We start from the raw sequence: 13861 nt of genomic DNA, 5'->3' as shown, positions 1-13861 counted from the left end.
TCAGGTGAATCTTGCTCATGCAGGCCACCCCATTGTGCCGGTTGCAAACAGGTCCGCAGACATCGGCTCCGCGTTTTCGGCAATCGTAACGCGCCCGCCCGAGGCGGCCACGATGTCGCGATCGGGATCGATCCCGGGCATGATTTCAAAGGCTTCCAGCCCCGTCTCGGTCAGGCGCATCACGCAGCGTTCTGTGATATAAAGAACCTCTTGACCCAAGGTGCGCGCGCGGTTGCCAGAGAAGGTCACATGCTCGACCTCTTGGACAATCTTAGAGAACTTGCCCGGCGCTTTGATGTTGATGCCTTGGTCCGTCATTTCGACCTGAGCACCGGCCTCAAACCAGCCAGAGAATACAATTTTCCTGGCCCCAGACACGATGTCGACGAAGCCGCCACAACCTGCGGTCAGATAGGGTTTCTTGGCCAGCTTCGAGACGTTCACATTGCCTTGCACGTCGATCTCGAGGAATGACAGGAACGAGACATCAAACCCGCCACCCTGAAAGAAGATGAACTGCTGCGGTGACGGTACAAACGCGTCAGCATTTGACGCACAACCGAAAGCAAAGTCGGTCAACGGCATTCCCCCGACAGCGCCTTGCTCGATGGCCCAAGTCACCGCTTCGGGGTGGCCTTCTTCCAGCAAAATGCGGGGCACTTTCGCGCTGATTCCAAAGCCAAGGTTGGCGGTCATGCCCGGCCGCAATTCCTTGGCGGCACGGCGCGCGATGACTTTCTCGATGTCATGCTCCGCCAGCGCAAAGCTGTCCCAGGGGCGAATGATCTGCCCCGAAATGGCGGGATCGTATTGGGTTTCGCATGTCTGCTTTTGATCAGGGTCAACTACGACACAATCAACAAGATGCCCCGGCACGCGCACATCATGTGGACGCAACGACCCGCGTTTTGTCACACGGCTGACCTGCGCGATCACAAGGCCCCCGTGGTTCTTGACGCAGATCGCCTGCTCTAGCGCGCCAAGATAGGCGCCTTCGTTTTCATACGTAATATTGCCAAATTCATCCGCCGTAGTGCCGCGAATGATCGCCACAGACGGCACGATATTTGGAAAATGCAGCCAGTCGTCACCGTCAAACTCGACGCGTTTCACAATCGGGGCCTCGGCCCCCTTTTCGTTCATCGCACAGCCTTCGCGTCGCGGATCGACAAAGGTCTCCATGCCGACTTTCGTCAACACGCCCGGGCGGTTGGCGGCGGCTTCGCGGGTCATGTCAAATAGAACACCCGATGGCACGTTATAGGCGGCCACACGGTTTTCCACGATCATCTTCCAGATTTCGGGCATCGGTTTGTTTGACGGGCCTGACGGATATGATCCGCCAAGAATACGTGTCAGAAGGCCGTCCTTGGCAATGTAGTCAACGCCCTTAACGCCATACATATCGCCCGCAGCGATTGGGTGGATCGTGGTCAGATCACGCGGCAATTGTTCTTCATCAAAGCGGTCCCCAAGAGCACGTAGAACGAAATCGGGACAGCCGAGGGCTGAGGATGACGACACCGTCACAATCGCCCCGCTTTCAATTTTTGCCACCGCATCGCGCGCGCTGAGAACCTTGCTCATGAATAGCCTCCCAAGGTCAGAACCAAGAACGCCCGCCTTGCAGCTTCAGCGATCACATCGGGTGCAGGTGCCATTGTGATTCTGAATATTGGAACGTTCCAAAATCATATACTAGAACGTTCCAAAAAGAGTCAATAGACCGTTATTAATTCCCCAGCGGATTTAGAGATGAACAGCGATTGCCCAGACCACGCCCGCGTTATGGGCCCCGTTGTTTGAGCAGAAGAAACGGGCGCATTGCGCCTTAGGCGGTGGCGTCGACCGTTTGATACAGCTCGATCGGCAACCCATCAGGATCGGCAAAGAACGTAAAAAACGCGCCCGTGTAAGGATCTGTCCGAGTGCCCTCGCAGGCGATGTCCTGCGCCTTAAGGTACCTGACCCAGTCCGCCACACTGTCTACGCGCAACGCAAGGTGACGCAGACCGGCGGCCTCGGGATAGCTGGGCCGCGCAGGCGGGTTTGGAAACGAAAAGAGTTCGATTTCAACGCCACAGGGCGCCAGCAGATCAATCTTCCAGGACTGGCTGTTGTCCCGATAGTTTTCCCGCCGCACGCTGAAGCCAAGAATGTCTGCAAAAAAGGACTTTGAGCGTTCAATATCGGTCGCAATGATCGCCACATGATGAATCCCCGAAAGGGACGGCCTCGGAATATGAGACATAAGGTTCTCCAGCTGTGTCAGGCGCGCCTTATCCAAAGTCAAACACGCGCCGATTACAACGCCTATCTCAGGGGGATCGGGTCGATGACCTCTTGCGCAATTTTTTCGACCTCGCTGAACCGCGGCCCATAAAGCGCGCGATTTAGGCTGATCGATTTGCCAACAGCATAGCGGCTGTCGATGATCAACCATGTCCCGTCTACCTCGCTGAGCGTCGACAAAACCTTGATGCTTTCATTCACCACACTGCCACCCGACAGCAAAGTGGACTCGTGCACGCAGAGCATCTGATCATTCGCAAACAAATGCGCGGCCAGAATACGGCGCCGGGATTCGGTGACCTTCATCGCGCGATACCGCCAGCGCACGCGATCAAACATTTCGCGGTGTTGATCGTGGCTGGCCACAGACACCTCGCCAAGCTCTGTCTGAATCGTAAAAGGGATTCGGAAAAAGCGGGCATAACCGTCGTAGTCCCCCGCCAGAACAGCAAGTCCTGTTCCTTGGATGATCGGCTCGACAATGGCCAGCGCACAGGCATCGATATGTTGAAACGTCATGTATACAGCTCTGTTTACGAAAGCTAAAAATCGGTCAGCATCGCGGCAATCTATCTAGACCACCCGCCATCTAGGTTACGCCTTTCGTCCCTATTTAAAAGCCCTTTCGTATAGTTTCATTTATGCTTATTATACACCACATAGTTACGTTAAACGTTTAGCTCCCCGTTGTTTGGTGGAGGGTGTTTTGGTTGAAAAAGTGTCAATCCTAAGCCATGTCCGAGAGATGTTCGGATCCGAAGTTGCCGCGCTCAGCCGCAACGACCTTAGGCCGGGGTATTTCACCCATCTGCTCAGCGCAGCCTATACTGAAACCATCGAAAGCTTTGACGCGGTTGACTATGGCACGACCTGTTGCGCCGCCGTCGTAAAGACCGCAGCCCCCGTTGTCATTGACGACACAAACGATCTGAGCAACGGGCCCATTTGCCCAATGATGCAGGCCGAAGGCCTTAAATCTTATCTAGGCGTGCCCGTCTTTCTCAACGGCGTCGCAATCGGCGCTCTTGAAGTGATGCATAGGCATCCAAATCCCTGGAAGAAGCACGACATCCTCTCTCTGATCAAACTCGCACGGGTGGCCGAAGCCTTTTTGGACACACCACGCAGCGCACTGAACGCTACCAGATTGCGCGTTGTCACCTAGGCAGAAAACGATGTGTGTCCTTGAATGGGCCGTTCGGTTAGCAGATAGTTCGAGCTAAACATCAAACGTGACGATCGCGAGGGCCGAGATCGCCAGATGATCGAAAACTTCCGCTTCTTTGGTGGGCCACATGTGGCGATCATTACCACCGAGGCGGAACTTGGCCCCTATGGCGCAATGGACAGTGGCGGCTTCATAGCTCTCTTCTCTCTTGCCGCGCGGTCAAAGGGTATCGCGAACGTGGTCCAGCCCTCGCGTAAGCGGACGCAATCGAGCCCATCCGTTCGGTTAGCCACGTAGCCGTTTGCGCAATCCCCCAAACCCGAAGCCCTGACTGGCGAAGGGCGTTCAATCGTAACTTACCCTTTGATTGTTAACCATCAAAGGGGGCAGATATGCCAACAGAGACGAATGCGCCGGAGACCAATTCGGTGCCGCCGCCTAGTGTGACGTTCCTAGGAGGGTCAGCGGGTTTCCGAAGCACTGTCGGGATGTACAAAATCGCCGAGAATGGGCTGATCTATGATGTGACATTGCTTTTCGCTGACGCATCGGCTGGTGAGGATGCTTTGGTTGCAGGGGCCTCCTCCGTAGAGCTTGATGTCAGCGCGGGTGATCACATCGGCTTCTTTATGTTGCCGGACTCCTTCACGCTGAATGAGGATCCCTCTGTCTTTGCAGCAGACCGGTACGAGCTACGCGATTGGGGAGGAAGCTTAGGCAACATCTATGAAGATACCGCCCTACGCCTTTACGCAATTGATGAAACGACCAACGAGGAAACGCTGGTCGAGGCGCGCTGGAATGCGGCCACATGGCACATGCATCACAATGCAGATGTCGGCATTGGTTTGAACTCTGATGGCGTCGATCACGTCCGGGGTCTGCGCGAGTATGACAACAGCATCACCATCGGGTTTTCCGACACATACGGCAACAGCGCGGGATCACATGAGAGCATCCTGCTGAACGTGAACCTAAGCGACAGCGGCGCATATATCGAAGACGATGATATCGTCAGCGACGCCGACCAGACCGAGCATAATTGGATCGCGCCGGTGGAAATCGCCGAAGGATTACCGGAAGTTCCCCTGGCCGTTAGATCCACGTCGCAACCTCCGGAATACGACGTAGAGTCCGATTTCGGCGGGACGCATGAAACAGCCCCTGCGACGGTCACCTTTATGGGAGAGAGCGCGGGCTATAGAAACACCTTTGGTGTCTACAAGATCGACGACGTCGGGATGATCTATGATATCCAGATCGTCTTTGCCAATGCGTCTAATCAGGGCAGTGGCGGTAGTTTGATTGCTGGTGAGTCGACGGTCGAGATCGATGCAGGCCCCGGCGACAACCTTGGGTTCTTCATCCTGTCAGATGGATGGGGTCAAAACGGGGACAAATCCGTTTTTGACGCCGACAGCTATGTCTTCCGTGACTGGGGTGGTGGCGAAGGCAATATTTACTGGAGCACCGGGCTCAGGCTTTTCGCTGTGGACGAGGACACCGGCCAGGAAACTCTTGTAAACGCGCGGTTCAATGCTGCCACCTGGCATATGCATCACAAGCCCGAAGATGGCATCGACATGAATGTCGACTACTTCGACCACCTGCGGGGCCAGCTGAAATATGATGGCAGTATCACCGTCGGGTTCGAAGACATTCGCGGTGGCGGGGATCGTGACTTTAACGATGTCATGTTCAACATCAATCTCGGCGACAGTGGCGCCACGATTGACGACGAAAACATCCTGTCGGGCGCAGATCAGCATGAGCATGGTTTTGTCACAGACGATGGAGAAGCCGCGCAGGCCAAAGTCACATTCCTGAGCGAAACGGCCGATTACAAGAACACAATCGGCATGTACAAAATCGCTGAGGACGGCACGATTAGTGATGTCAGCCTGCTGTTTGCCAATGCGTCAAAGTACGACAGCGGCGGCGAGCTGATCACTGGTGAATCCAGTGTCGATATCGACGTCGGCCTGAACGACCAGCTTGGTTTCTTCATTCTTCCAGACGGCTATGCGCGCAACAGCGATAAGTCGCTATTTGACGATGGAACCTTTGTCCTGCGCAATGCAGATGGTGAAATCGGGAACGTCCTAAACGACCAAGACCTATCCCTTTATCGGGTCGATGAGGAAACCGGCGAAGAAGTCCTTCTTCGCGCACGCTATGGCAACACCACATTCCACATGTCGCATGACGACGCGCGCGGAATATCCATGAACTCTGATGACTTAGATCACAGCCTTGGCGAAATGCGGGATGGCAATAAGGTCATTTTGGGCTTTGAGGACATTCGCAACAACGGCGATTGGGACTTCGATGACGTGGTTATCCAAGTCGAGCTTTCCTCGACTGGGGCGCAGGTTGCCGAACAGAACCTCAAGTCTCCTGATGACACCACCCAAAGTGACGTCGGATGGATATTTGCCGAGAACGATGATGTCTTCGATAATCAGCCATGGCCGGGTGAAAACGATCGTATCTACAACGATGGCGACGCCCCAAATCTGGATGCGTTGTCAGGCGATGATTTGATCTATGGCGACGACGGCGCCAATGTCCTTTACGGCAATTCTGGCCACGACGTGCTCTTGGGGCATGGCGGAGACGACCAGCTGCTGGGCGGCGGCGGCCGTGACCACCTGAACGGTGGATTGGGCAACGACCAGATGTCGGGCGAAGCTGGCCGAGACTTGCTGTGGGGCCAACATGGTGACGACACTCTGGACGGCGGCGGCGGAGCTGACAAGCTCTGGGGCGGTGCTGGCGCGGATGTGATCCAAGGTGGCTCCGGTGACGATCGTCTTTATGGCAATCTGGGCGATGACGTTCTGCAAGGCGGAAGCGGCGCCGACTGGCTGTTTGGGGGAGAAGGATCAGATACCTTTATCTTTGATTTCTCCGACATCGACGGCTCGGCGGATACAATCGGGGATCTGACCCTGGCGGGCGAAGACCGAGATTCCATCGATCTTCAGCTGCTGAACCTGTTGTCCGAAGGCGAAACCGTAGGCGACTGGATTACCGCAAATGCGACGCAGAACGACGCGGATGTCGAGCTCGATCTTGGCGGCAGCACTCTGGTCCTGCAAAACGTTGGGTCGTTGGAGACGGCCAGCTATCACCTGGAGCAGGTTCTGATCTGCTAGCCCCCGAGCTTGAAGCAAAAAACAAAAGGCACCCAGCATTTGGGTGCCTTTTCTTTGTCCGCTGCGCCCTGTGCTTCAGGCCAGCGCTTTTGGCCAGCCCAGACGTTACACTTCACGAAACGCGCGATAGAAATAGTCCATGAAGGGTTTGGTCAGGTAGCTTAAAGGCGACCGCTCTGCCGTCTTGAAGAAGGTTTCAACCGGCATACCCGGCAACAGCTTTTGCGACCCAAGCTTCTCGATTTCATGGTCATGCGGTGTGATTTCCGCCTGATAATACGACAATCCAGTAACCTCATCGAAAAAGACATCCGGCGAAATTTTGGACACATATCCAAACAGCTCTGGCGTGCGCCGATGATCAAAGCTCACAAACCGCAGCGAGGCATTCTGACCCAAGAACACATCGTCGATGTGCATCGTTTGAATTCGAGATTTGATGATGAGTTGCTGGTCCTGTGGGACAATCTGCATGATAGGCTGCGCAGGAGAGATCACGGCCTGTTGCGCGAAAACTTGGCTGCCGTGCACCACCCCTTCGACCGGGCTTTTGATCTCTAGGCTTTCTAGTTTTTTCTCGGTCGCGCGTTGCCGCGCGCGCAGGTCAATTTCCATGTACTCGAGCTCGCGCAAGGTCACGATGGCCTCTTCGCGTCGCTGTGTCGTCAGTCGCATTGCTTCAATCTCAAACGCAGAGATCTGACCGCGAAGCTGGGCTTTGGACGCCTCTAGGCTGCCAATCTGTCCTTTGATTTGCGCAAACTCCCTCTGCAAAGCGGACACACGCGTTGATGCGATGAGCCCCTTCTCTCTGAGGTCCAGTGCCGCCTCCAGATCAACACGCGTCAGCTTCAGTTGCGCTTTAAGCGCGTCCAGCTGCGCACCAAGGCCCGAAATCTGCACATGGGCTTGATTGATTTGCGCCTCCAGCTGTTGGAGCTCGCCTCGGTAGTTTTGCAGGCGTGTGCGAAATAGCGTCTGTTCGCCTTCCGCAAGCTGCTTGCTGGGGATGGGCTGCCCCGCGCCAACAACCAAGGTCATTTCCGAATGGCCATCGCGTTCGGCAGCCAAACGCGCCTTCCGGACCTCGACTTCTGCGAGTTGGGATTTGATCGAGTCCAAGTCCGAGGCAATGTACGTGTCGTCAAGGCGCACCAAAACATCGCCAGCGCGTACAGTGTCGCCATTTCTGGCAAGGATTTGACCGACAACGCCGCCGAAAGCATGCTGAACCACTTGCTGATTGTGTTCCAACTGTATCGCCCCACTTGCGATGACCGCGCCTGATATTCTGGCAGTCACAGCCCAAACTGTCGTTGTGCCAAGCAATAACCCGATGCTCAGAAAACCAACCGCCATGGGTTTTCGCAGACCCCAGTTTCTTGTGTCTTCGGTCATGGATCCTATTCTCCAGCAAAAATTTTTTTCGCGTTTTTCGTGCCACCCATAAGGGATTTCAGCACCCGATCTCTTGGTCCTTCCAAACGGATCGATCCGTTTTCGATCATCACCAGCCGGTCGCATTCCGCGATGGCCATTGGGTGATGCGTCATCAAAATGACGGATCGTTTTGATGCTTTGAATTCACGTATGGTCTTGTTCAGCGCATTCGAACCCACGGCATCCAGCGCTGAATTCGGCTCGTCTAGAACAAGCAAAACAGGGTCATGAAAAAGCGCACGCGCCAATGCAAGCCGCTGCCGCTCTCCGCCGGAAAGCCTGTGACTGCACTCCGTGATTTTTGTATTATAGCCCTCTGGCAGGCCCAGAATTGTATCGTGCACTTTTGCGGATCTGGCCGCCTTGATCACCCCCGCGTCTTCAGGATCTGTTGCCATATGCGCGATGTTTTCCGCAATCGTGCCGTCAAAAAACGTGATGGCTTGAGGCAAATATCCGATGAATTTACCCAAGTCGCCTTCGGGATATTGGCCCAACATCGCGCCACCAAGGCTGACACGACCAAGGGTCGGAGGCGTAATTCCAACAAGTACACGTGCAAGCGACGACTTGCCGGCGCCGCTTGGGCCGATGACACCGATCACTTCGCCGGATTCAACTTCTAGACTTAAATTGGAAAGAACCGCTTCTTTTGTGTCTGGCGCGAAAAAACTCAGGTCAGATACCACGACAGACGCATCGGGCCTCGGCAGAGAAACCCTTTGCGTACTGTGATCGTTATCTTTCAGGGTTTGCTGAATAGCTTTCCATCCGCTGAATGACTTTTGGATCAATGGCCAGTTGCCAATAACTTGCTCGATGGGCGACAGGGCCCGGCCGAGCAAAATAGACCCTGCGATAATCGCACCGGCCGTCATTTCACCTTCAAGCACCAACCACGCGCCCAAAGCCAACATCGCGCTTTGGAGAAACAATCTCAGCGATTTACTTGTGGATGCAAAAGACGCGCTCAGGTCACTGGCTTTCACCGCCGCATCCAAAGATCGGTCACGCACAGTTTTCCACCGCCCCACCAAGTTTGACGCCATCCCTTGCGCGAGAATGAAGTCCTGAGCGCGCACGTAATCCGCGTGCATTCGGTTGGCTTCGTGCGAGTAGCCCGACGACCGCAATGTCATGCGCTTGGTAACAAAGTTGTTGAGTAGCGCAAGGCCAATCAAAGCCGCGGCACCGGCAAACGCCAACCACCCGAGCCACGCGTGAAATACAAAAATCGCAGCAACAAACATCACGGTCCAGGGAACATCAAAGAGGGCGAGAAGGACCTGAGACCCAAAGAAACTCCGTATATTTTCAATATCTTGCAATTGAGATGCCCGATCCACCCTGCCGTCTTGAGGCGCATGAGATGACAACTCGGAACGCAGGATCACGTCGTCACATCGGCTCTGAAAGATCGCACCACACCGCGCCAAAACACGCGCACGCGATGCGTCTAGAAGCAACATCATAAGGTAGAGAAGTGCGACCAAAACAAGCAACGCGACAAGTGTTTCTTTGGACCGCGATGCCAGAACGCGATCATATACTTGGATCATGAACAAAGGCCCGGCCAACATCAGAATATTGACGAAAGCGCCGAAAATCAGAGTGGCCGAAATCGAAGGAAGCAATGTGCTAGCTGGGGTTTTCATTGTCATGGCTTTTGAAATGGACTTCTCAAGGGATCGCGTTCGAAACAACGCTAACAAAGCCAACTGAAGCCATTGATGCCTATTTCGAAGGTGAAGCTATCAAATTTGGGTAGGCCATTGGGACATCGGTATTTCTTCGCGAGGGCTTCACATGGCAAGAACGCAGGCGCGCCTGCATCACGCGAATAGGCGCGCAGAGACTGCGCCGCGCCGCAGGATCAGCGGAACGGTTCTGTAAGAAATCAGGCTTGGAAGTGAGGGTTCCGAACCAAAAATGGGGCGAACAGAGGCGCGGGCGCTTGCGAATTCCCGCACGCTGCGAAAATTTCGAAAGAGCTGCATGGCCTTTTCTCTTCCTCAGAGCGGAGGCCGAGAAATTTCAGCTCATTTGTTTACGCTGCAAAAGGTGTCATTCAACGTTCACGGCCATGAATTTTCTCAGGCAGCAATTGCGACCTAAACGTCCACCCACTTTTCCGCGCGTACCGAGGCAATGACGGCGTCTATAACCTTTTGATTTTCATAGGAACTCTGCATCTCAACCACAGGCTCACCGCCCTCTTTGAAAAGCTTGCTTACGTGTTCTACTTGCAGAGCAAATTGAAACACGTCCTCAAAGCATTTTGTCTCGGCGAGCGTGTTTCCTTTGAAGAGGTAGATGCTCTGAGTGCCTTCGTTAGGCGGATTGAAGGCCTTGGGCACTTCAATTCTTCCTTTCGTTCCGTACACGGTTATGAATTCCGTGCGATCAGCTCTGGTGTTCACATGAAACGACGCCTCAAAATCGCTAAACTGCATCACAGCCGTCGTACTCAGGTCTGACTCCGCGCCTTCGCCAAACTGCATTGTTCCCCAAACACGCGACGGAGTCTGGCCGGAGATCATGCGCGATGCGAAAACCGGATATACGCCGATGTCGCGCAAAGCCCCGCCGTCAGAACGGTTGCGGATATTATCAGGCTGATCCAGAAAATAAGTGAAGCATCCGTCAATCCTTTTGATGGTGCCAATTTCACCTTGATCAATCCAATCGCGAACTTGCTTCCATTGAGGATGATAGGCGACCATAAAGCCTTCGACGACATGGCGACCTGCCTTTGCCGCCGCTTCTTGAATCAAGGTGACGTCAGAGGCTTTCATGGCAAGCGGCTTCTCACACAACACGTGTTTTTGGCGCGAAGTGCCTGCAGGACCGCCTCTAAATGTTGCGCGTTTGGCAAAGGAACATAAACGGCATCGACCTCAGGGTCTGCAAACAACTCTTCGTAACTTCCGTACACTGTATTTGCGCCAAAGGTATCCGCCAAAGTCTGAGCCTTGTCGATCGACCTGCTTGCGATCGCATGCACGTCGGCCGAAGGCACGCGCAACGCCGCCGGAAGAAACATTTTGCGCGCAATCCCTGCCGCGCCAAGCACGCCCCAACGAGTTTTTGCTGTCATTTCAGTGCGTTCCTCTATCAAATATCCGCAGACATGTTTTGAGCGTCTAAGATTGCGGCGACCACCAAGTCGTGGTCACTCACTTGGTCAAGACCCGAAACCGTGGCCGCGCCGACCAAACTTTTGTCTTCCAAGAAAAGTGGGAAACTACCTCCGTGCGAAGCGAATTTGGCTTTTGGCAACTGATACCGTTCCTCAAGCGACGCCCCTTTTTCGCGGCAAAGCACACCCATAAAAAGCGAACTATGGGCGAACCGCAGAACCGTATTTCTTTTTCGCTCAACCCAGTGAAAGTTGTCTTGGCAAGTTCCCGGCAATGCCGCGTGAAAAATCTGCTGACCAAATGCGTAAACATCGACCACAATGGGCAAGTTTTGACGCTCGCCAACAGATTTCATCGCTTCGCCCAAACGCAAAGCGTGCTGATGAGAAAACGTCGAAAACCTCGCCCGTCTTTCCTGATCCAGAAGCTCATCCGAAGTCAATTTTGCTGATACCAACGCGGTCATCCTTGCAGTGTGTCCCACCACAAACACCCTACATTTAGCGCTAACATTTTTCAATTCCCGAAGTTAAAAATGAGCCAAAAATATGAAAAATTATTACAACAAATCAGGAATTTGGCACACTCAATGGCGACCGGACTTATCGCGGACATCGGCGGAACAAATGCGCGTTTTGCGCGGGTCTGCGGCTCTGTGGAACGGGCCTTCCGATACTTCAAAAGGCGGTGGGCATAGCGCTTGGTCGTGAGGACGAAAACAGTGACATTCAATCCATTATGGACACACCCGAAAATGCGACGACACAACAGACGCTCGCGATTTTTCGATCGCATCTGGGGCGGATGGCCGGGGGCAGGCACCGAAAAGGTAAAACAATGGTGGGTAGGCGAAGACTGACTAGGAAGTGCTCTCCCGTTGCCCAGTGAAGGCGCACTTTCCCAGCCTCTCGAACGTTTACTTTCGTATCGGTGAAACAAATCCTGCGAACAACTCTTGAAGTTGCTTTCTACTCGCGTCTCGATTCATGATTCCGAAGCGCGAGAGATGAGGCAACCCAACGATTGTACCATACTCGTGCGTTCCCCTTTGTGCACTTACATTGCCCCATCCAACTTTTTTCCGTTCTAGTCTTGTAACATTCAGGAGTTTACAAACGCTCTTGGTCGCTTGATTTCCCATCGTAACGACTAGAGAAGGGCGAGCAACTTCAAGCACTTCAGCCCATAGGTCTTCGCCAAATCGAACGGAAAATTCTGGGTTGGCAAGTGTCTCCCAGTCAGGAGAGCGAAACGGCACCAAGTTTCCTGACAGAACGTCCTCGGGCCTTTGCTCTAAAAGGGCAAATAACGAAAGCACCTGTTTTTGCAATGGGCTCTGACCAGCTTCGTAGCCCGCCCACCGCTCATCACGGTAAGCACTTCCCTCTGACATCGCGATTTCACCGTGGTCTGCATCAACACTTGAGCCACCCGGGTTTAGGCCAATAAAAGCGACTTCAGCACCTTCCAAGTTCTTGGTTGGACAGCTTAAAAACCGCCATCCCATGGAATTTCCTGACGTCTTGTATGCTTGTTCGATCTTGTCTTGGTAAATTCTAGCGCGCACGAAATAGCATCCTGAGGAATCTGTTCTTCATCGACTCCTACAACAAAAACACAAGTATGTTAGGGGGCGCTTGGTTTTTCGCAACCGCCTCCTAGGCTTCATGGCAGACACCACAACGTACCTCACAGGCACCCCCTTCCCGGTATCCATCCAAAGAGGTGAGATCTTCCCTGATCCTCTTTACGATGAGGTCCTTCCAGGAGAACGAGAGAGGTCTCTTGGTTACCATGGTAGGTATGAGACCTTCCTAAGCAGGGATAGCTGGAAGGGAGATGTTTACTAGGCATCTCCCATTACTGGTACCTATTTCCCTGCAGTATGCACCCTTCCCTAAGTGGGTAGCTTCCTGTGTCCTGTGAGTGAGGCGCGCTGGGTGTTCTGGTGGGGGCACCCGCCACACCCAAACAGGGGCATTTTCTGGGGCATTCTGGGCCACTACTGCCTGACAGCACCTAGCAAACTATCAAGAAAGGAAGATGGCTGGGGTGGTAGGATACCTTGCTTCTCGATAGCGTTCTTCGGCTTTACCCAAGCACCTAGCAAACTGGGGCACTTTCGGGGGCATTTCTCTGGGTCGGTGTCATGGGGCACTTCGACATCCCAGCCATACCTTAGGGGGCCCCTCTGGCTCAGGTAGGAGCTGGGGTCTGCACTTGCCCTATAAGGCCTCTCTTGCCCTCTCTGTGGCTGCTGGGGGCTTCTCTGAGTAACTTGTCTGGGGGAGATCTGTGCCGCCTTAGGAGGTCTCTCTGGCCTTCTCTTAGGGTTTCTCTTTTGGCTTCTGTCTGTGGGTCCAACTCCCTCCTAATAGGTACCAGTAATGGGAGATGGGTGAAGGAAGAAGAAGTGGGGAGGAAAGAGCAAGCAGTCAATGGCGATCTGGGACAGTCGCTTGCTACGTAGGTGCTGCGCTACAAAAAAGTACCAGTAATGAGAGATGTGGGGATGACGGATACAGAAGACAGTTGAGCAGGACGTACTCCGGAAGAATGTTCGTCAATCTTCGTTAGACTCCGTGATGTGTTGTGGGAGGGTAGAAAAGAAGCATTGATGAAAGGGCGGGTGCAGCGAATGACCGGAATGAGCCCACTTTGAC

General features: G+C 53.9%; 11 protein-coding genes and 1 pseudogene. 3 read left to right on the top strand and 9 right to left on the bottom strand.

The genetic code is table 11. The features are described from left to right. Nucleotides 1-15 precede the first annotated feature (15 nt). The 3 genes from ACEQWH_RS15895 to ACEQWH_RS15885 form a co-directional block, all read right to left on the bottom strand. On the bottom strand, nucleotides 16-1587 hold the full coding sequence (locus tag ACEQWH_RS15895; protein WP_370232486.1) for an acyl CoA:acetate/3-ketoacid CoA transferase: 1572 nt from the start codon (nucleotides 1585-1587) through the stop codon (nucleotides 16-18). Between the two features lie 244 nt (nucleotides 1588-1831). Then, nucleotides 1832-2251 carry a VOC family protein gene (locus ACEQWH_RS15890; protein WP_370232484.1) on the bottom strand — a complete coding sequence of 140 codons (420 nt, stop codon included), beginning with the start codon at nucleotides 2249-2251 and terminating at the stop codon, nucleotides 1832-1834. Between the two features lie 62 nt (nucleotides 2252-2313). Continuing rightward, nucleotides 2314-2811, bottom strand: coding sequence for a hypothetical protein (locus ACEQWH_RS15885; RefSeq protein ID WP_370232482.1), 498 nt, complete (start codon nucleotides 2809-2811; stop codon nucleotides 2314-2316). A gap of 187 nt (nucleotides 2812-2998) precedes the next feature. On the opposite strand from ACEQWH_RS15885, the gene ACEQWH_RS15880 reads away from it, so the two are divergent. From ACEQWH_RS15880 to ACEQWH_RS15870, 3 genes are all read left to right on the top strand, one after another. Beyond that, the gene (locus ACEQWH_RS15880; protein WP_370232481.1) at nucleotides 2999-3457 is read left to right on the top strand and encodes a GAF domain-containing protein; all 459 of its coding nucleotides are present in this window, start codon (nucleotides 2999-3001) and stop codon (nucleotides 3455-3457) included. A gap of 96 nt (nucleotides 3458-3553) precedes the next feature. Continuing rightward, nucleotides 3554-3757 (top strand): hypothetical protein, encoded by a 204-nt coding sequence (locus ACEQWH_RS15875; protein WP_370232480.1) that lies wholly within the window; start codon nucleotides 3554-3556, stop codon nucleotides 3755-3757. A 95-nt stretch (nucleotides 3758-3852) separates the two neighbouring features. Then, a complete protein-coding gene (locus ACEQWH_RS15870) occupies nucleotides 3853-6618 on the top strand; it encodes a DUF4114 domain-containing protein (protein WP_370232478.1) in 2766 nt (921 codons plus the stop codon). A 105-nt stretch (nucleotides 6619-6723) separates the two neighbouring features. Here the strand turns inward: ACEQWH_RS15870 and ACEQWH_RS15865 are convergent, their stop codons facing one another. The 6 genes and pseudogenes from ACEQWH_RS15865 to ACEQWH_RS15840 form a co-directional block, all read right to left on the bottom strand. Beyond that, nucleotides 6724-8016, bottom strand: a complete 1293-nt coding sequence (locus ACEQWH_RS15865) for an HlyD family type I secretion periplasmic adaptor subunit (protein ID WP_370232477.1) — start codon at nucleotides 8014-8016, stop codon at nucleotides 6724-6726. Between the two features lie 5 nt (nucleotides 8017-8021). Then, nucleotides 8022-9713, bottom strand: a complete 1692-nt coding sequence (locus tag ACEQWH_RS15860) for a type I secretion system permease/ATPase (RefSeq protein WP_370232475.1) — start codon at nucleotides 9711-9713, stop codon at nucleotides 8022-8024. 456 nt (nucleotides 9714-10169) lie between these two features. Then, nucleotides 10170-10781: a Gfo/Idh/MocA family protein gene (locus ACEQWH_RS15855; RefSeq protein WP_370232487.1), complete on the bottom strand. Its 612-nt coding sequence runs from the start codon at nucleotides 10779-10781 to the stop codon at nucleotides 10170-10172. Nucleotides 10782-10844: 63 nt separating this feature from the next. Further along, nucleotides 10845-11101 (bottom strand): annotated as a pseudogene (locus ACEQWH_RS15850) (Gfo/Idh/MocA family protein); the annotation flags it as partial. 71 nt (nucleotides 11102-11172) lie between these two features. Further along, entirely contained in the window at nucleotides 11173-11664 is a 492-nt protein-coding gene (locus ACEQWH_RS15845; RefSeq protein ID WP_370232474.1) for a heme-degrading domain-containing protein, read from the bottom strand. A 450-nt stretch (nucleotides 11665-12114) separates the two neighbouring features. Next, the gene (locus tag ACEQWH_RS15840) at nucleotides 12115-12765 is read right to left on the bottom strand and encodes a uracil-DNA glycosylase family protein (RefSeq protein WP_370232472.1); all 651 of its coding nucleotides are present in this window, start codon (nucleotides 12763-12765) and stop codon (nucleotides 12115-12117) included. Nucleotides 12766-13861: the final 1096 nt, after the last annotated feature.

This window comes from Cognatishimia sp. (genome assembly GCF_964229375.1).
Classification (GTDB): domain Bacteria; phylum Pseudomonadota; class Alphaproteobacteria; order Rhodobacterales; family Rhodobacteraceae; genus Cognatishimia.
Note: the sequence above shows the minus strand (reverse complement) of the source record. Positions and strands in the feature narration are given on the sequence as shown.

Coding starts and splice junctions, on each gene's coding strand:
- ACEQWH_RS15895 (WP_370232486.1), bottom strand. CDS start 1,587: ATGAGCAAGGTTCTCAGCGCGCGCGATGCGGTGGCAAAAATTGAAAGC.
- ACEQWH_RS15890 (WP_370232484.1), bottom strand. CDS start 2,251: ATGTCTCATATTCCGAGGCCGTCCCTTTCGGGGATTCATCATGTGGCG.
- ACEQWH_RS15885 (WP_370232482.1), bottom strand. CDS start 2,811: ATGACGTTTCAACATATCGATGCCTGTGCGCTGGCCATTGTCGAGCCG.
- ACEQWH_RS15875 (WP_370232480.1), top strand. CDS start 3,554: ATGATCGAAAACTTCCGCTTCTTTGGTGGGCCACATGTGGCGATCATT.
- ACEQWH_RS15870 (WP_370232478.1), top strand. CDS start 3,853: ATGCCAACAGAGACGAATGCGCCGGAGACCAATTCGGTGCCGCCGCCT.
- ACEQWH_RS15865 (WP_370232477.1), bottom strand. CDS start 8,016: ATGACCGAAGACACAAGAAACTGGGGTCTGCGAAAACCCATGGCGGTT.
- ACEQWH_RS15860 (WP_370232475.1), bottom strand. CDS start 9,713: ATGAAAACCCCAGCTAGCACATTGCTTCCTTCGATTTCGGCCACTCTG.
- ACEQWH_RS15855 (WP_370232487.1), bottom strand. CDS start 10,781: ATGGTCGCCTATCATCCTCAATGGAAGCAAGTTCGCGATTGGATTGAT.
- ACEQWH_RS15845 (WP_370232474.1), bottom strand. CDS start 11,664: ATGACCGCGTTGGTATCAGCAAAATTGACTTCGGATGAGCTTCTGGAT.